Origin of the sequence: Thauera chlorobenzoica (assembly GCF_001922305.1) — a bacterium.
In the GTDB taxonomy this organism is placed as follows: Bacteria; Pseudomonadota; Gammaproteobacteria; order Burkholderiales; family Rhodocyclaceae; genus Thauera; species Thauera chlorobenzoica.
The window spans coordinates 3,241,748-3,259,165 of sequence record NZ_CP018839.1 but is presented as its reverse complement, the minus strand read 5'-3'; the positions used below and the strand labels follow the sequence as shown (position 1 = coordinate 3,259,165).

Annotated in this window: 15 protein-coding genes; 13 read left to right on the top strand and 2 right to left on the bottom strand. The window is 67.5% G+C overall.

The window, feature by feature from the left end; all coding sequences use genetic code 11:
• Position 1 precedes the first annotated feature (1 nt).
• On the bottom strand, positions 2-1,189 hold the full coding sequence (gene pobA, locus Tchl_RS15155; protein ID WP_075149130.1) for a 4-hydroxybenzoate 3-monooxygenase: 1,188 nt from the start codon (positions 1,187-1,189) through the stop codon (positions 2-4).
• A gap of 160 nt (positions 1,190-1,349) precedes the next feature.
• Here pobA and Tchl_RS15150 point away from each other — a divergent pair, with 160 nt between their 5' ends.
• From Tchl_RS15150 to Tchl_RS15125, 6 genes are all read left to right on the top strand, one after another.
• Positions 1,350-2,240 carry a helix-turn-helix domain-containing protein gene (locus tag Tchl_RS15150; RefSeq protein ID WP_075149129.1) on the top strand — a complete coding sequence of 297 codons (891 nt, stop codon included), beginning with the start codon at positions 1,350-1,352 and terminating at the stop codon, positions 2,238-2,240.
• A gap of 290 nt (positions 2,241-2,530) precedes the next feature.
• A complete protein-coding gene (locus Tchl_RS15145) occupies positions 2,531-3,697 on the top strand; it encodes an ABC transporter substrate-binding protein (RefSeq protein WP_075149128.1) in 1,167 nt (388 codons plus the stop codon).
• An 83-nt stretch (positions 3,698-3,780) separates the two neighbouring features.
• Positions 3,781-4,701 carry a branched-chain amino acid ABC transporter permease gene (locus Tchl_RS15140; RefSeq protein ID WP_075149127.1) on the top strand — a complete coding sequence of 307 codons (921 nt, stop codon included), beginning with the start codon at positions 3,781-3,783 and terminating at the stop codon, positions 4,699-4,701.
• A gap of 14 nt (positions 4,702-4,715) precedes the next feature.
• Complete coding sequence (locus tag Tchl_RS15135) at positions 4,716-5,750, top strand: branched-chain amino acid ABC transporter permease (RefSeq protein ID WP_083945253.1); 1,035 nt, start codon at positions 4,716-4,718, stop codon at positions 5,748-5,750.
• A gap of 79 nt (positions 5,751-5,829) precedes the next feature.
• Positions 5,830-6,579: an ABC transporter ATP-binding protein gene (locus Tchl_RS15130; protein WP_075149126.1), complete on the top strand. Its 750-nt coding sequence runs from the start codon at positions 5,830-5,832 to the stop codon at positions 6,577-6,579.
• Positions 6,576-7,292, top strand: coding sequence for an ABC transporter ATP-binding protein (locus tag Tchl_RS15125; RefSeq protein WP_075149125.1), 717 nt, complete (start codon positions 6,576-6,578; stop codon positions 7,290-7,292). The genes Tchl_RS15130 and Tchl_RS15125 overlap by 4 nt, the downstream gene beginning before the upstream one ends.
• 103 nt (positions 7,293-7,395) lie before the next feature.
• On the opposite strand, the gene Tchl_RS15120 is transcribed toward Tchl_RS15125, so the two are convergent.
• Positions 7,396-8,286, bottom strand: a complete 891-nt coding sequence (locus Tchl_RS15120; RefSeq protein WP_075149124.1) for a LysR family transcriptional regulator — start codon at positions 8,284-8,286, stop codon at positions 7,396-7,398.
• A 146-nt stretch (positions 8,287-8,432) separates the two neighbouring features.
• Between Tchl_RS15120 and Tchl_RS15115 the strand changes: the two genes are divergently transcribed.
• The 7 genes from Tchl_RS15115 to Tchl_RS15085 all read left to right on the top strand — a co-directional run bounded on the left by Tchl_RS15115 (position 8,433) and on the right by Tchl_RS15085 (position 17,400).
• A complete protein-coding gene (locus Tchl_RS15115; RefSeq protein WP_075149123.1) occupies positions 8,433-9,620 on the top strand; it encodes an acyl-CoA dehydrogenase in 1,188 nt (395 codons plus the stop codon).
• A gap of 17 nt (positions 9,621-9,637) precedes the next feature.
• Positions 9,638-10,861, top strand: a complete 1,224-nt coding sequence (locus Tchl_RS15110; protein ID WP_075149122.1) for a CaiB/BaiF CoA transferase family protein — start codon at positions 9,638-9,640, stop codon at positions 10,859-10,861.
• A 26-nt stretch (positions 10,862-10,887) separates the two neighbouring features.
• The gene (locus Tchl_RS15105; protein WP_075149121.1) at positions 10,888-11,637 is read left to right on the top strand and encodes an electron transfer flavoprotein subunit beta/FixA family protein; all 750 of its coding nucleotides are present in this window, start codon (positions 10,888-10,890) and stop codon (positions 11,635-11,637) included.
• Between the two features lie 2 nt (positions 11,638-11,639).
• Positions 11,640-12,581 carry an electron transfer flavoprotein subunit alpha/FixB family protein gene (locus Tchl_RS15100; RefSeq protein WP_075149120.1) on the top strand — a complete coding sequence of 314 codons (942 nt, stop codon included), beginning with the start codon at positions 11,640-11,642 and terminating at the stop codon, positions 12,579-12,581.
• Between the two features lie 216 nt (positions 12,582-12,797).
• Positions 12,798-14,483: a sensor histidine kinase gene (locus tag Tchl_RS15095; protein WP_198158961.1), complete on the top strand. Its 1,686-nt coding sequence runs from the start codon at positions 12,798-12,800 to the stop codon at positions 14,481-14,483.
• Positions 14,480-15,850, top strand: coding sequence for a sigma-54-dependent transcriptional regulator (locus Tchl_RS15090; protein ID WP_075149119.1), 1,371 nt, complete (start codon positions 14,480-14,482; stop codon positions 15,848-15,850). Before Tchl_RS15095 ends, Tchl_RS15090 begins: the two co-directional genes overlap by 4 nt.
• A gap of 224 nt (positions 15,851-16,074) precedes the next feature.
• Positions 16,075-17,400 carry an ABC transporter substrate-binding protein gene (locus Tchl_RS15085; RefSeq protein WP_198158960.1) on the top strand — a complete coding sequence of 442 codons (1,326 nt, stop codon included), beginning with the start codon at positions 16,075-16,077 and terminating at the stop codon, positions 17,398-17,400.
• Positions 17,401-17,418: the final 18 nt, after the last annotated feature.

Below are 17,418 nucleotides of genomic sequence, written 5' to 3'. Positions count from 1 at the left end.
CTTACTTGAAGGTCGGGTCGAAGGGCAGGCCGACGTAGTTTTCCGCGATCGTCGTCTTGCCGGCAGTGGAACTCATCAGGTAGTCGAGCTCGGCGAGCTGGATCTTGTGCTCGATCGGATCCTCGTTGAACTTGTGCATGATCGAGGTGAACCACCACGAGAAGCGCACCGCAGCCCACACCCGGCGCAGCGCGGTCTCCGAGTAACGGTCGAGCAGGTCGTCACGGCCTTCGTTGTAGTGCGCGATCAGTGCGGTCGACAGGTAATACATGTCGGAGGCGGCGAGGTTGAGGCCCTTGGCTCCGGTCGGCGGCACGATGTGGGCGGCGTCGCCGACCAGGAACAGGTTGCCGAAGCGCATCGGCTCGGCGACGAAGCTGCGCAGCGGCGCGATGCTCTTCTCGATCGACGGGCCGGTGACGAGATTGGCGGCGATGTGCTCGGGCAGGCGCTTCTTCAGCTCGTCCCAGAAACGCTCGTCGGACCAGTCCTCGATCTTCTCGTCGAGCCCGACCTGCAGGTAGTAGCGGCTGCGGGTGTGGGAGCGCATCGAGCACAGGGCGAAGCCGCGCTTGTGGTTGGCGTAGATCAGCTCTTCATGCACCGGTGGCGTCTCCGATAGCAGACCGAGCCAGCCGAAGGGGTAGATCCGTTCGTATTCGGTGATCATGGTGCGCGGCACCGCGGCGCGCGAGGCACCGTGGTAGCCGTCGCAGCCGGCGATGTAGTCGCAGGTGATGCGGGTCTGCTGGCCATCCTTGACGAAGTCGAGCTGCGGCCGGCCATCGAGGAAGCCGGTCGGGTGCACGTCGCGGGTCTCGAAGATCACGGTGATGTTGTCGTCCGCGAGCACCGCGTCGTAGAGGTCCTTGGTCAGCTCGGTCTGGCCGTACACCATCACCTGCTTGCCGCCGGTCAACGCCGCCATGTCGATGCGCTCCTCACGGCCATCGAAGGTCAGCACGATGCCGTCGTGGAGCAGGCCTTCCTTGTCCATGCGCTCGCCGACCTTGGCGCGGCGCATCAGGTCGGCCATGCCTTGTTCGAGGATGCCTGCGCGGATCCGGGCCTCGACGTATTCGCGGGTCTGGCGTTCGAGAATGATGCTGCGGATGCCTGCGAGGCTGAGCAGGCGGGCGAGGCACAGGCCCGAGGGGCCGCCGCCGATGATGCCGACTTGGGTTTGCATGAGTCTCTCTCCTGGTTGGGGATGTCGTCTTGGTGGACGGTTTCAACTATAGGAGGGAAAAACGCTTTCGGCTTGAATTGCTTGAATGAAATGCTTGTACTTTTGGAAACTTTCTCCAGGCTCGGGTAGCATCAGCTGCAGACCTTTCCGGAGCGCGTCGATGATCGAATCCAGGGTGCCTAGCTACAAGCTTTTCGGTGAAACGGAACTGTGGCCCACGCCCGAGCCGGTGCACTACGAAACGATTGCCGAACGGAGTGCGCTGTACGACTGGGAGATCGCGCCGCACAGCCATGATTCGCTGATTCAAATCACTTTTCTCGAGGAAGGCGAGGTACGGATGGTGTTCGAGACAGAAGTCTTCGAGTTGCTTACGCCGTGCCTGGTGATGGTTCCGGCACGGCATATCCACGGTTTCCGCTTTTCGCCTGGCGTGGTCGGGCACGTGCTTACCCTGCCGCGGTCGTTGCTCGGAGAGTTACTTGCACTTTCCGCTGATCTTCGCGGGGCGTTCGACAGCCTGCGTTATCTACCGCTGGCGGGGGATGCGGAGGGCTACGGGCGCATGCGCTTACGCTTCGAGCAGTTCCATCGCGAATATGCCGGCCGCGCACCGGGGCGGATCAGCATGCTGATGGCGATCCTCGGTATCGTCCTGATCGAACTTGCCCGCGCGGGCGGAATCGGCACCGAGCGCACCCCCCAGGACCGGATCCGGCACCGCGTCGAACGCTTCACCGAACTGATCGAAGCCCATTTCCGCGACTGGCAACCGGTCGGTTTCTATGCCGGGCGTCTCGGTGTCTCGGCCCAGCAGCTCAATGCCAGCTGCCGCCGCGAAACCGGCCGCAGCGCGCAGGCGATGATCCACGACCGCCTCCATCTCGAAGCCCGCCGCCTGCTGGCGTATTCCGACCTCGACGTCACCGGCATTGGCTACGCCCTTGGTTTCCGCGATCCCGCGTATTTCTCGCGCTTTTTCCTGCGCCGGCAAGGCGTTCCGCCATCCGAGTTCCGCCGCATCCATGCGGGACGGCAGCCGGCGCCATGAGGCTCCCGCCCCCGGATAAGCAGGGGCGGGCTTGTCGCTGCGGCACGAATCGCCGGCCATCGAAGCCTCCTTCATGCATGTTGTGCATTATTATGCACATAAATATACGCAATGCTATATTTTTGTAGATTTGTGTCATGCGTTCCGATGGAGCGTGCGGCCTGTCCGTCCTCGTCCGTAACGAAGCGGTGCAGCCGGGCGGTGAACGCAGCGGCGGGACCCCGTGATAATCTCCCCGCCCGTCCCGCTTTCCCGTCCCGATCATTCATCGCCCATTCGAGGATTCCCCGATGCCGAAGCTGAAGACCGTTGCCGTGTCCCTTGCCCTGTCCGCCGCCCTGGGCGCCCACGCCGCTGCCCCGATCAAGGTCGGGATGGCGCTCGACATCTCCGGCCCCTTCGCCACCATCGGTGCCGAGACCCGCGACGGCTTCAACCTCGCGATCGAGAAGCTCGGCGGCAAGCTCGGCGGAGTGGAGACCGAGTTCCTGCAGACCGACTTCGCCGGCAACCCGGAACAGGCCAACCAGCTCGTCGCCCGCTACCTGCAGCGCGACAAGATCGACTTCTTTACCGGCCCGGTCGCGTCCAACTCCGCGCTCGCGGTGGGACCGGCGCTGTTCGCCGCCAAGGTGCCGTTCCTGTCGAGCAACCCCGGGCCGAGCCTGTTCGCGGGCAAGCAGTGCAACCCCTACTTCTTCGGCGTCTCGTACCAGAACGACACCTATGACGAGGCCGCGGGCAAGGTCGCCAACGAAAAGGGCTTCAAGAACATGGTCCTGATCGCGCCGAACTACCCGGCGGGCAAGGACCACATCGGCGGCTTCAAGCGCCTGTACAAGGGCGCGGTGAAGGAGGAGATCTACACCAAGGTCGGCCAGATCGACTACGCGGCGGAGATCGCGCAGATCCGCGCGGCCAAGCCGGACGCGGTGTTCGTCTTCCTGCCCGCGGCGATGGGGATCAACTTCATCAAGCAGTACGTCGGCAGCGGGCTGAAGGACATTGCGCTGATCGCGCCGGGCTTCACCGCCGACCAGGATGTCATCGAGGCGGTCGGCGAGCCGACGCTGGGCATGCTGAACACCGCGCATTGGGCCCACGATCTCGACGTGCCCGCCAACAAGGCCTTCGTCGAGGCCTTCGGCAAAAAGTACAACGGCCGCTATCCGACCGTTTACGCAGCGCAGGCCTACGACGTGGTGATGGCGATGGATGCCGCGGTGCGCGAAGTCGGCGGCAAGGTGGCTGATCGTGAGGCGGTGGTCGCGGCGCTGAAGAAGGCGAACTTCAAGTCGGTGCGCGGTGAGTTCAAGTACGGACCGAACAATTTCCCGGTGCAGAACTATTATCTGCGCGTCGTCGACAAGGATGCGAGCGGCAAGCTGACGAACAAGCTCGTCGGCACCGTGCTGGAGAAGCACCAGGACGCCTACGTCGGCGACTGCAAACAGTAAGCGCATCGACTTCAGGCGCGGCGGCGGGGAATCCCGTCGGCCGCGCTTTCATGCCGCACGGCTTTATCCCGTTCTCCCCCCCGATGGATTCGATCTTCGTTTTCGAGCAGCTCCTGAACGGCCTCGGCTACGGCTTGATGCTGTTTCTGCTCGCGGCCGGCCTCACGCTCGTGTTCGGCATCATGGACACCATGAACCTCGCCCACGGCTCGCTCTACATGGCCGGAGCCTACATCGCGGCGCGCGTGCATGAGGCGAGCGGCAGCTTCGCCGCTGCGGTCCTGGTCGCGGTCGCGGCGACGGTGCTGGTGGCCTTCGTGCTCGAAGTGCTGATCGTGAAGAAGCTCTACGCCCGCGACCATCTCGCGCAGGTGATCGCGACCTTCGGTGTGATCCTGATCGCCGACGACGCGGTGAAGGCGATCTGGGGGCCGTCGCCGCTGATGGCGTCGATGCCGGCCGCGCTCGCGGGACCCGTGCAACTGCTGCCCGAACTGCCGTATCCGGCCTACCGGCTGGTGCTGCTGGCGGTGGGGCTGCTGGTTGCGATCGGGTTGTACGTGCTCGTCAATCACACCCGCGTCGGCATGCTCGTGCGCGCGGGGGCATCGAACCGCAGGATGGCGGAATTCATGGGGGTGCGCGTCGGGCGCGTGTTTTCCTTCGTGTTCGCGCTCGGTGCGGCCCTTGCGGCGCTGGCCGGTGCGCTGATGGGGCCGATCAGCGCGGTGCAGATCGGCATGGGCGAGGCAATCCTGATCCCGGCGCTGGTGGTGATCGTGATCGGCGGCATCGGCTCGGTGCGCGGTGCCTTCATCGCCGCGCTGCTGGTCGGGCTGGTCGACACCGCCGGGCGCGCCTTCCTGCCGCCGCTGCTGCGTGCGCTGCTGCCGCCCGCGCTGGCCGCCGATCTGGGGCCGGCGCTCGCCGGCATTGCGATGTACCTGCTGATGGCGGCGGTGCTGATCCTGAAACCGGCGGGGCTGTTCCCCGCGCGCGCCTGAGCGAAGGAGGCTGCATGGAACGATCCGGTCCGGGTGAGGCGCCGCGCACGGCGGGCGCGGTGGAGCAGGGCGGCGGCAGGCCGCCACTGCGGCACGGGGCGTCGTCGCCCGCGCTTGCCGCGCGCCTGCTGCCCTGGGCGCTGTTGCTGGCGCTGGCGCTGCTGCCGCTGCTCGGGCCGCTGTTCGAGCTCGAATACTACGTCGGCTTCGTGCGCCGGCTGCTGATCGTGCTGATCGCCGCCACCAGCCTCAATTTTATCCTCGGCTACGGCGGCATGGCGGCCCTCGGCCATGCCGGGTTCATCGGCGTGGGGGCGTACACGGTGGTCGCCCTGGTCGATGCCGGGATCGACTCGGCCTGGCTGGCGTGGGCGGCGGCGCTGCTGCTGTCGGGGGGTGTGGCGGCGGCAATCGGGGCGGTTTCGCTGCGCACGCGCGGGGTGTATTTTCTGATGATCACGCTGGCGTTCGCCCAGATGCTGTACTACCTCGCGGTGTCGCTGAGCACCTATGGCGGTGATGACGGCTACGGCCTGTATGTCCCGCTCGCGTTTGGCGGCGGACTCGGCACCGGTCACGCGCACGCCTTCTTCTGGGTGGTGCTGGCGATCGCGGCGCTGGTGTTCGCGTTCGCCAGCCGGCTCGCCGGATCGCGCTTCGGCTACGCGCTGATGGGGATCCGCGACAATGAAACGCGCATGGTCGCGCTCGGCTACCCGGTGTTCCGCCTCAAGCTCGTCGCCTTCACCGGCGCCGGCGCGCTGGCCGGGCTGGCCGGTGCGCTGCTCGCCAGTCACAGCAATTTCGTCAGCCCCTCGTTGATGCACTGGACCGAATCCGCGCTGCTGCTCGTCATGGTCGTGGTCGGCGGCCTGGGCCGGCGCTGGGGGGCGGTGCTCGGGGTGACGGTGTGGCTGGTACTCGCCGAGGCGCTGAAAGTCTGGACCGAATACTGGCACTGGCCGCTCGGCGTGCTCTTGCTGGTGGTCGTCTTCTTTGCGCCGCGCGGCCTGGCGGCGCTCGCCGAGCACAGGAGGGTAGTCCAGTGAGCGCGCCCGTGCGGCCGTCCGAAGGAAAGCGCTCACCGCCCCTGGGGAGGGGCGCGCGCAGCGACAGGAGGGGCGTCCGGTGAGCCTGTTCGTCGCCGACCGCCTGGTCAAGCGCTTCGGCGGCCTGCTCGCCACCGATGCGGTCAGCCTGGCCGTCGATCACGGTGAAGTCCATGCCCTGATCGGTCCCAACGGGGCGGGCAAGACCACGCTGGTCAATCTGATTTCCGGCCTGTTGCCAGCGGACGCCGGCCGTTTGGTGCTCGATGGGGTCGAGCTGACGGCGATGGCGCCGCACCGGCGGGTGCAGCATGGTTTGTCGCGGTGTTTCCAGATCACCAGCGTGTTCGGTGGGCGCAGCGTGTTCGATAACCTGCTGCTCGCGGTACAGGCCCATGCCGGCTCGAGCTTCCGCTTCCTGCGCCGGCGCGCGGCCGAAACCGGTTTGCACCGGCAGGCGCTCGAGCTGGCGCAGACGCTGGGGCTGGAGACGGTTTTGCACCGGGTGGCGGCAACCCTGCCGCACGGCCTCCAGCGTCGGCTCGATCTTGCCCTCGCGCTCGCCGCGCGGCCCAAGCTGCTGCTGCTCGACGAGCCGATGGCGGGCATGGGGCCGGACGATTCGCAGCAGATGGTGGCACTGATCGGGCGCCTGCGCGAACGCACCGCGATCCTGCTGATCGAGCACGACATGGATGCGGTGTTCCAGCTCGCCGACCGCATCTCGGTGCTCGACTACGGACGCGTGCTGGCTTGCGGTGATCCCGCGTCGATCCGCGCCCATCCGCAAGTGCGGGCGGTGTATCTCGGCACCGAGGAGGGTATGTGAACGACCAGTCGCTACTGGCCGGCCGCGGCCTGGAGGCCGGCTACGGCCCCAGCCAGGTCCTGTTCGGGCTCGATCTGGAGATTCGTGCCGGCGAGGTCGTGACCCTGCTCGGGCGCAACGGCATGGGCAAGAGCACCACGATCAAGACCCTGATCGGCGGCCTGCCGCTGCGTCGCGGCGAGGTCCGCTTTGGTGGCCGGCCGATCCATGGCCTGAGCGCCGATGCCATCGCCCGTCTCGGGGTGGCGGTGGTGCCGGAGGGACGGCAGTGCTTTCCCAATCTGACCGTGCGCGAGCACCTGATCGCCTTTGCCGACCGGCGCAACGACAGCGCCGCGCCATGGACGCTGGAGCGGTTGTACGCGCTGTTTCCGCGCCTGCGCGAGCGGGCCGGGCACATGGGCAACGAGCTCTCCGGCGGCGAGCAGCAGATGCTGGCGATCGCGCGCGCGCTGTCGACCAATCCACGCCTGCTGATCCTCGACGAAGCCACCGAAGGCCTCGCCCCGGTGATCCGCGAGGAAATCTGGCAGTGCCTGGCGCAGCTCAAGGCCGCCGGCCAGACCACGCTGGTGGTGGACAAGTACGTCGAGCGCCTGCTCCGTCTGGCCGACCGCCACTTCATCCTCGAGCGCGGGCGTATCGTGTGGCACGGCAGCTCGGCCGAGCTCGATGCCGATCGCGCCCTGTGGCACCGCTACCTCGGCGTGTAGCGACCCCGTCCGCTCCCGCCGGCGGCCGGCAAGGCGGGTGTGTCACCGGCTGCGGGCGATCGCCGGGTACCCCGCCAAAGCCGGAGCGGGCGTGGCGATCGGCTCAGGCGCGGGCCACTTCGGCCAGCAGCCACTCGCGGAAACGGGTCAGCGCCGGGCGCTCGGCCTTGCGCTCGGGCACGATCAGGTAATAGGCGCGCGTGCTCGGGAAGCTGCAGTCGCAGGGAGTCATCAGGCTGCCGGCGGCCAGTTCGTGCTGGATCAGGAAGGGTGGGATCAGGGCGACGCCCATGCGCTCGATGGCGGCCTGGGCGAGCATCGAAAAAAGCTCGAGGCGCATGCCCGCCATGTCCTGGTCGGTATTCACTTTGGCCGATTCGAACCAGTGGCGCCAGGCGTAGGGGCGGGTGGTCTGCTGCAGCAGCGGCAGGCGGGCGATCTCCGCCGGCGACATCTGCGCGCGTGCGCCCGGAAGGGCAGGGCTGCACACCGGGACCGGATATTCGCGCATCAGGAAGTGCGCCTCGGTACCGGGCCAGCCGGCATCGCCGAAGTAGATCGCGGCATCGTATTCGGTCTGATCGAAGAGGAAGGGGCGGGTCTGGGTGCTCATGTTCACCACCACTTCGGGGTTCTGCTGCTGGAAGCCGGAGAGGCGGGGAATCAGCCAGCGGGTGGCGAAAGTCGGCACCACGGCGAGGTCGAGCGTGGTGCCGGTGCCGTGGTGGGCCATCACCGACAAGGTGTCGCGCTCGATCGCATCGAGCCGGGGGGCGATCTGGCGGCTGTAGCTCAGCCCCGCTTCGGTCAGCTGCACGCCGCGCCGGGTGCGGCGGAACAGGGCGACGCCGAGGAAACTTTCCAGCGTGCCGATCTGGCGGCAGATCGCGCTCTGGGTCAGCGCGAGTTCCTCCGCGGCGCGGGTGAAACTTTCATGCCGGGCGGCGGCTTCGAAGGCGAGGAGGGCCGCGGTGCTGGGGATTTTTTTGCGCATGGACCGTGGGGATGCTTCACGGAGTGAATTAAATGCACAGATTACTTCATAAATATCGCTTGAAACCAGGGTGAACGAGCAATAATATGCGTTCCACGCACAGGCAGGCGCCTGCAAACGACACTGGAACGCAACAGGAGATAGGCATGGCTTCGAACAAGGCGACGTTCAACTGGGAAGATCCGCTGCTGCTGGACCTTCAGCTCACCGAAACCGAACGCATGGTGCGCGATACCGCCCGTGCCTATTGCCAGGAGCAGCTCCTGCCGCGCGTGCAGGAAGCCTTCCGCCACGAGAAGACCGACCCCGCGATCTTCCGCGAGATGGGCGAACTCGGCCTGCTCGGCCCGACCATCCCCGAGCAGTACGGCGGCTCGGACATGAACTACGTCTGCTACGGCCTGATCGCGCGTGAAGTCGAGCGCGTCGACTCCGGCTACCGTTCCATGATGAGCGTGCAGAGCTCGCTGGTGATGGTGCCGATCAACGAATTCGGCACCGAAGCCCAGAAGCAGAAGTACCTGCCCAAGCTCGCCACCGGCGAATGGATCGGCTGCTTCGGCCTGACCGAGCCGAACCACGGCTCCGACCCGGGCAGCATGGTCACCCGCGCCAAGAAGGTCGCTGGCGGCTACAGCCTGTCGGGCAGCAAGATGTGGATCACCAACAGCCCGATCGCCGACGTGTTCGTGGTGTGGGCCAAAGACGACGAAGGCCAGATCCGCGGCTTCATCCTCGAGAAGGGTGCCAAGGGCCTGTCCGCCCCCGCGATCCACGGCAAGGTCGGCCTGCGCGCCTCGATCACCGGCGAGATCGTCATGGACGAAGTCTTCGTCCCGGAAGAAAACGCCTTCCCCGATGTGCGCGGCCTGAAGGGCCCCTTCACCTGCCTGAACTCGGCCCGCTTCGGCATCGCCTGGGGCGCGCTCGGCGCCGCCGAGGCCTGCTACGAGACCGCGCGCCAGTACGTGCTCGACCGCAAGCAGTTCGGTCGCCCGCTCGCCGCCAACCAGCTCATCCAGAAGAAGCTCGCCGACATGCTGACCGAAATCACCCTCGGCCTGCAGACCGTGCTGCGCGTCGGCCGGATGAAGGACGAAGGCATCGCCCCGGTCGAGATCACCTCGATCGTCAAGCGCAACTCCTGCGGCAAGGCCCTGGACATCGCCCGCGTCGCCCGCGACATGCTCGGCGGCAACGGCATCTCGGACGAGTTCTGCGTCGCCCGCCACCTGGTGAACCTGGAAGTGGTCAACACCTACGAAGGCACGCACGACGTCCATGCGCTGATCCTCGGCCGCGCCATCACCGGCATCGCCGCCTTCAGCAACTGAGTCGCAGCGAACGCATCATGCCCGGCGCCCTCTCTCACCTCCGCATCCTCGATCTGTCGCGCATCCTCGCCGGCCCCTGGGCCGGGCAGATGCTGGCCGACCTCGGCGCCGACGTAATCAAGGTCGAGCGTCCGGGGGTCGGCGACGACACCCGCGGCTGGGGGCCGCCGTGGCTCAAGGACGAGCAGGGGGCGGAGACCTCGGTCGCCGCCTACTACCTGTGCGCCAACCGCAACAAGCGCTCGATCACGATCGACATCACCCGCCCGGAAGGGCAGGCGCTGGTGAGGAAGCTCGCCGCCGAGTCCGATGTCGTGCTGGAGAACTTCAAGGCCGGCGGCCTCAAGCAGTACGGCCTCGACTACGACAGCCTGAAGGCGGTCAATCCGCGCCTGGTCTACTGCTCGATCACCGGCTTCGGTCAGGACGGACCGTACGCGCCGCGCGCCGGCTACGACTTCCTGATCCAGGGCCTGGGCGGGCTGATGAGCCTCACCGGCCGCCCCGACGGCGAGGAAGGCGGCGGACCGATGAAGGTCGGCGTGGCGCTGACCGACATCCTCACCGGCCTGTACGCGACCAACGCCGTGCTTGCGGCGCTGGCCTGGCGGGACAAGAGCGGCGAAGGGCAGTACATCGACCTCGCCCTGCTCGATGTCCAGATCGCCTGCCTGGCCAACCAGGCGATGAACTATCTCGCCACCGGGCAGAACCCGAAGCGGCTGGGCAATGCGCATCCGAATATCGTGCCCTACCAGGATTTCCCGACCGCCGACGGCTACATGATCCTGGCGATCGGCAACGACGGCCAGTTCGCCCGCTTCTGCGAGGCGGCCGGACAGCCGGCGCTGGCCGCCGACCCCCGCTTCGCCACCAACCGGGCGCGGGTGGAAAACCGTGCGGCGCTGATTCCGCTGCTCAAAAAACTGACGGTCGAGCGCAACACCGCCGACTGGATCGCCATGCTCGAGGCGCTCGCCGTGCCCTGCGGGCCGATCAACACCCTGGCCGACGTCTTTGCCGACCCGCAGGTGCTGGCGCGCGGGATGAAGGTGACGATGCCGCACCCGGCCGCCGGGAGCGTGCCGCAGGTGGCGAACCCGATGAAGCTGTCGGCCACCCCGGTCGACTACCGTCTGCCGCCGCCGATGCTCGGTGAGCACACCGAGGCCATACTGGCTGGAACGCTCGGCCTCGACGCCGAAACCATCGCAGGCCTGCGCGCAAGCGGCGTGGTCTGAAACAACAGATTGAAGGAGAACCTGCCTTGAAGATTCTGGTACCTGTCAAACGCGTGGTCGACTACAACGTCAAGGTGCGCGTGAAGGCCGACGGCAGCGGCGTGGACATCGCCAACGTCAAGATGAGCATGAACCCGTTCGACGAGATCGCGGTGGAAGAGGCGGTGCGGCTGAAGGAAGCCGGGGTGGCGAGCGAAGTGGTGGCGGTGACCTGCGGCCTCGGCGCGTGCCAGGAGACCCTGCGCGCGGCGATGGCGATCGGTGCCGACCGCGGCATCCTGGTGGAAACGGACGTCGAGCTGCAGCCGCTGGCGGTGGCCAAGCTGCTGAAGGCGGTGTGCGACAAGGAAGCGCCGAACCTGGTGATCTGCGGCAAGCAGGCGATCGACGACGACGCCAACCAGACCGGGCAGATGCTGGCGGCGCTGGCGGGCTGGCCGCAGGCGACCTTCGCCTCGAAGCTGGTGCTCGAAGGCGGCCGTGCGCAGGTCACGCGCGAGATCGACGGCGGGCTGGAAACCCTGTCGGTGAGCCTGCCGGCGGTGGTCACCACCGACCTGCGCCTCAACGAGCCGCGCTACGCCACTCTCCCCAACATCATGAAGGCGAAGAAAAAGCCGCTCGACACGGTCAAGCCGGCCGAGCTGGGCGTCGATGTGGCGCCGCGCCTCACCACGCTGAGCGTGTCCGAGCCGCCCAAGCGCAGCGCGGGCGAGCGCGTCGCCGACGTCGCGCAGCTGGTCGACAAACTGAAGAACGTAGCGAAGGTGATCTGAACATGCCGATTCTCGTCATTGCCGAACACGACAACCATTCGATCAAGGCCGCCACCCTCAACACCGTGAGCGCGGCGGCGAAGCTGGGCACGCTGCTGGCCACGGACATCCACGTCCTGGTGGCCGGTGCCGGCTGCGGCGCGGCGGCCGAGGCGGCGGCGAAGATCGCCGGCGTGGCCAAGCTGCGGGTGTGCGATGCGCCGCACTACGAGGCGCAGACCGCGGAGAACGTCGCCGAGCTGGTGAAGGGGCTCGCCGGCGACTACAGCCACGTGCTCGTCCCGGCCACCTCGGCGGGCAAGAACATGCTGCCGCGGGTGGCGGCGCTGCTCGACGTTGCCCAGATCAGCGACATCGTCGCGATCGAAGCGGCCGATACCTTCGTGCGTCCGATCTACGCCGGCAACGCCCTCGCCACGGTCAAGAGCGCCGATGCGATCAAGCTCATCACCGTGCGCACCACCGCGTTCGATGCCGCGGGCGAGGGGAGTGCCGCCCCGATCGAGGCGGTCGCCGCTGCAGCCGACCTGGGCGTTGCAGCCCTGGTCGGGCGCGAAATCACCAAGAGCGCCCGCCCCGAGCTGGGGGCGGCGAAGATCATCGTCTCCGGCGGTCGCGGCCTGGGCAGCGGCGAGAACTACCACGCCCTGCTCGAGCCACTCGCCGACAAGCTCGGCGCCGCGCTCGGCGCCAGCCGCGCCGCGGTCGATGCCGGCTACGTGCCCAACGACTACCAGGTCGGCCAGACCGGCAAGATCGTCGCCCCCCAGCTCTACATCGCAATCGGCATTTCGGGCGCGATCCAGCACCTGGCCGGGATGAAGGACTCGAAGGTGATCGTGGCGATCAACAAGGACCCCGAAGCGCCGATCTTCCAGGTCGCCGACTACGGCCTGGTCGGCGACCTGTTCGAGATCGTCCCCGAACTGGCTGCAGCCATCTGAATTTTTAACGGTTTTTTTCCCTCTCCCTCTCCGCGGCATGCTCAGGCCAGTCTGGCCTGGCTGCCGCTTTTTTTTTTGCTGTTCACCGCGCGAGGGGCCGCGTTGCACGGCACGCCAAGGGTCCGCGCCCCGGCTCGCGGTGTGCAAGCGGATTGGGGTTTACCGGGCATTTATCCCATAATTGGCGCCCGAGTCTTCCGCGCGTCGTCGTCACCGGTGAACATACGAAACAGTATCGTCAGCAGGTACTTCCTGGTTTCCCTGCTGGGCGCCGTGCTGCCCATGGTGGTGGTCGCCGCGCTCTACGACCGTTATGCGAGCGCGCTGCTCGACCAGATCACCGGGGAGCGCCTGAGTGCCCAGCTGACCGCGACGGCAAGCCGGTTGACGGCGTTTTTCGATGTCCGCGTCTATCAGATCGAGACGCTCTCGAATCACCCCGCCTTGCCCTATCTGGTCCAGCAGCGGACTTCCCGCTCCGATACCGAGCTCGAGGCGCTGCTGCGTCTCGAGGCGGATGTTCCCGACCTGTATGGAATCCTGCTGTTCGACCCCGCGGGAGCGCTGACCCGCATCGTCGCCGGGCAGGCCGCGTCGGGCGCACCGTACTGGAGCGGCTTGTCCTTCGACCTCGCCAGGCTGCCGGTGATGAAGGCGGTATCGGGTGACGTCGATGTGGTCGGGCCGGTCGCGCCGGACGACGGCAGTTCGGGCTGGTTCCTGATCCGTCAGCCCCTGCGCCGGTCTGCCATCGGCGAAGAGTCGGGGAGCATCGCCTTGCATGTGCGGCTGGCGTCGGTGACCGAGCTGCTGGGCAGCGCCTCGCTCGCCGGCATCGTGCAGCCGGTGCTGAAGACGCCGCGCGGCTACTTCAACGTGGTCGGGCAGGCGGTCACGCCCAGCCGGCAGATGGTCGCCGGGCCCGAGGTGCTGCCGGGCTGGCAGCCGATGCTGGTGATCGACCCCGATCAGCTGTTTCGCCCCTTCATCACCGCGCAGAAGAGTCTGTTTCTCGTCAGCCTGGTGTCGATCGCCGTGATCACGCTGCTGTTCGCGCGGCTGGCCGCGCGCCTGCGGCGCCGGGTCGACCGCCTCACCCTCGGTGCCGATGCGGTGGCGGCGGGAAACCTGGACTACCGCATCGCTACCCGGGGCGGCGACGAGATCGACGCCGTGGGGGCGGCGTTCAACAGCATGGCCGAGCGGCTGCAGGCGCTGATTGCACGCACCGTGCGGGTCGAACGGCTGGCGGTGCTGGGGGAGTTCGCTACCGGCGTCGCCCACGAGATCCGCAATCCGCTGGCGACGATCAAGACCACCGTGCAGGCGCTGGCCCGCGGCGAGAAGGACCGGGAGCGCGGCGAACTGCTCCAGGACGTCGGTGCGGAAATCGACCGCCTGAACCGGGTCATGGGGGACTTGCTCGAATTCGGCCGTCCTCGTCCGCCCGAGCTCGCTCCCGTGCCGGCCGCCGGGCTGCTGGCGCGCATCGAGGCGCTGATGGCGGCGCCGGCGCACGAGGCGGGCGTCGTGCTGAGGGTCGATGGCGCGACCGACATCGTGCTCCATGCCGACCGCGACCAGCTGATCCAGGTGATCGTCAATCTGGTCATCAACGCCGTCCAGGCCACGCCGGCCGGTGGCAGCGTGAGGGTGCGCGCGATCCGCACGGGGCGGGAAGCCGGCATCGAGGTGCGGGACACCGGCGCCGGCATCGCCGAGGCTCACCTGGCACGGATCACCGATCCCTTTTTCACCACCAAGCCCAAGGGAACCGGCCTCGGGCTGAGCATCGCGCGCCAGCTCGCGGAGCTGCAGGGCGGGCGCCTGGAGATCGGCAGCGCCCCCGGGGCGGGGACGACGGTCCGACTCATCGTGCCGATGGAGAAACACGAGCCGTGAGTGCGATCCTGATCATCGACGACGAACTGGCGCTGGTCCGTTCCCTGAGCTTCGCGCTCAAGAACGAGGGCTACGCCGTGCATGGCGCCCACACCGGCGCGCAGGGGCTGGCCGCGGTCGGCACGGTGCAGCCGGCGGCGGTGCTGCTGGACCTGCGCCTGCCCGACATGTCCGGCCTGGACGTGCTCGACCGCCTGCTGCACGACCAGCCCGAGCTGCCGGTGATCATGATCTCGGCCCACGGTGATACCCGCGCCGCGGTCCAGGCGGTGAAGAAGGGCGCGGCCGATTACCTGAGCAAGCCGTTCGAGCTCGACGACCTGTTCCATGTGATCGCCTCGGTGCTCGAACGTCAGCGCATGAGCAGCGAAATCAGCTTCCATCGTCAGGCCGTGGTGGGTTCCGGCGAACTCGTCGGGCAGAGCGCGGCGATGCGCGAACTGGGCGACACCATCGGCCGCGTCGCTGCCAGCAGCTCCGGGCGCGTCCTGCTGCTCGGCGAATCGGGCACCGGCAAGGCGCTGGTGGCGCGCGCGGTCCATGCCGGCAGCGCCCGCGCGGGCGGGCCGTTCATCGAGGTCAACTGCGCGTCGCTGCCCGAACAGCTGATCGAGGCGGAATTGTTCGGTGCCGAGAAGGGGGCGTACACCGGCGCTCACCAGAAGCGCACCGGGCTGGTCGCGCTCGCCGACGGCGGCACCCTCTTTCTCGACGAGATCGGTGAGCTGCCGCTGGCGCTGCAGGCGAAGTTCCTCCATTTTCTCGAGGATGGCAGTTACCGGCCGATCGGTTCGGGGCGCGCGCTCGATACCGACGTGCGCGTCGTCGCCGCGACCAACCGCGATCTGGCGCAGGAAGTCAGGCTTGGGCGCTTCCGCGAGGATCTGTACTACCGCCTGAACGTGATCCAGCTGCGCATCCCGCCGCTGCGTGAGCGCGGGGCGGACATCGTCGAGCTCGCGCGGCACTTTGCCCAACGTTATGCGCGCGAAGAACATTGCCCGCCGATCCGCTTCTCCGACGAGACCGGACAGGTGCTGCTCGCCTATCCGTGGCCCGGCAACGTCCGCGAGCTGAAGAACCTCGTCGAGCGCCTGACCATCCTGCTGCCTGGCCGGCTGATCGTGCCCTCCGAGCTGCCGCACGAGATCACCGCCACGGCTCCCGCTCTTGCGCCGCCGGCCCGGTTCGCCGTGGAGGCCAATGGGGCCGGCGCGCGACCGATCGAGCATCAGCTCGCCGCAGCGGAGCGCAAGCTCCTCGAAGACGCCTTGTCCCGGGCCGGCGGCCAGAAGGGCCGGGCTGCGGAAATCCTCGGCATTTCCCGCCACGCGCTCAAGCGTCGCCTGCAGCGTCTCGGTCTGTGATGAGCGCAATCCGCGCATGAGCGCGCGCGCATGAGCGGATTGCGCTCATGCGCGCCGCGGCGGCGTGCCGCCAGCCTCCGACCGAACCGGGTCGGATTCCTCTGAGTTCCAGTCGCCATGCGGCCTGGCGGAATTTTCCGGCAGGCTGGCATGGCCTTTGCTTTTACCTTTCACAAAGTCGCCGTGGCCTCGAGCCCGAAGCGACGCCATGAGGAGATGTCACCGTGAATCAGCCATGCGCCCGATTCGATTCCCTGTTTGCGATCTGCCGGCGTGCCCTGCCCGCGCTGGCGGTGCTCGCCCTGAGCACCCCGGCCGCGGCCCGGGTGGAGGTCGGGAGCGCGGCGGCGGAAGCTGAAGTCACGGTCGGCTGCATGTTCCCGATGACCGGGCGGGCTGCCATCTACGGGCGCGACAGCATCGCCGGAATCAAGCTCGCGCTCGCCGACCTCGCGTCGCAGGATGCCTCGACGCCCAGGCTCAGGGTGCTGGTCGACGACACGCGCTCGAAGGCGTCCTACGCCGTCCGCATTGCAGAGGACTTCATCCGGCGCGACCAGGCCCGTTTCCTGTGCGGCATGGTCAGTTCGGGCGTCGCCCATGCGGTCAGCCAGGTTGCACTCGAGCGCAAGGTGATCCTGGTCGGCACCGATCACGCCTCCTCCCGGCTCACCATCGAGGCCTTCCACAAGTACTACTTCCGGGTGTCGAACGACTCCTACATCTCGATGGCGGCCGGCGCCCACTACCTGGCCGAGCTGCAGCAAAAGACGGGCTGGAAGCGGCTCGCCTTCATCGGTCCGGATTACGACTACGGCCACGTCTCGTGGAACGACCTGAAGAGCAACTTCGAGCGCCTCGGCGTGCGCTTCGAGCTCGTCGGCACGTTCTGGCCCAAGCTCTACGAGCCCGACTATTCGGCCTACATCGAGGCGCTGATGCAGGCTGGACCGGACATCGTGGTGACGGCGCTGTGGGGGGGCGATTTCATCGCTTTCCTGAAGCAGGCGGCGACGACGGATTTCTTCAGGAAGATCCGCCTCGCCAACTTCGATACCGGGGCCAATTACGAGGTCATGGTGGCGCTCGGCGACCAGCCGCCGCCGGGGCTGATCGTCTCCGCCCGCCACCACAACAACTGGCCCGACACCGAGCGCAACCGCCGCTTCGTCGAGGCTTTCCACCGTGCCGAAGGGCGCTACCCGACCTATGCCGCGCAGGGTGCCTACAGCGGAATCCTGGCGATCGCGGCGGCGATCCGCAAAGCCGGCGCCGGGGCGGACAGCGACGCCCTGGTGGCGGCGATGGAAGGCCTCCGGCTCCAGTTGCCCGAAGACCCGGAGGGCTTCACCTCGTGGATCGATCCCGACACCCACCAGATCGTGCAGATGCAGGCCGTCGGCGAAGTCGTGCCCGACGCCTCCTTTCCGCCCGCGCGGGTGATGGCGGGCAAGTGGCGCGTGTATCGCGCCGAAGACCTGATGCCGGCACCGGCGCTCGTTCGCGAGCGCCGGGCACAGGCCAGGGGTACAGCAGCTTCATTGCCGTGACAACAACGGCCCATCCAG

Excerpts from the sequence above, each read along its gene's own strand:
- pobA (WP_075149130.1), bottom strand. The coding sequence starts at position 1,189 with ATGCAAACCCAAGTCGGCATCATCGGCGGCGGCCCCTCGGGCCTGTGC.
- Tchl_RS15150 (WP_075149129.1), top strand. The coding sequence starts at position 1,350 with ATGATCGAATCCAGGGTGCCTAGCTACAAGCTTTTCGGTGAAACGGAA.
- Tchl_RS15145 (WP_075149128.1), top strand. The coding sequence starts at position 2,531 with ATGCCGAAGCTGAAGACCGTTGCCGTGTCCCTTGCCCTGTCCGCCGCC.
- Tchl_RS15140 (WP_075149127.1), top strand. The coding sequence starts at position 3,781 with ATGGATTCGATCTTCGTTTTCGAGCAGCTCCTGAACGGCCTCGGCTAC.
- Tchl_RS15135 (WP_083945253.1), top strand. The coding sequence starts at position 4,716 with ATGGAACGATCCGGTCCGGGTGAGGCGCCGCGCACGGCGGGCGCGGTG.
- Tchl_RS15120 (WP_075149124.1), bottom strand. The coding sequence starts at position 8,286 with ATGCGCAAAAAAATCCCCAGCACCGCGGCCCTCCTCGCCTTCGAAGCC.
- Tchl_RS15115 (WP_075149123.1), top strand. The coding sequence starts at position 8,433 with ATGGCTTCGAACAAGGCGACGTTCAACTGGGAAGATCCGCTGCTGCTG.
- Tchl_RS15110 (WP_075149122.1), top strand. The coding sequence starts at position 9,638 with ATGCCCGGCGCCCTCTCTCACCTCCGCATCCTCGATCTGTCGCGCATC.
- Tchl_RS15100 (WP_075149120.1), top strand. The coding sequence starts at position 11,640 with ATGCCGATTCTCGTCATTGCCGAACACGACAACCATTCGATCAAGGCC.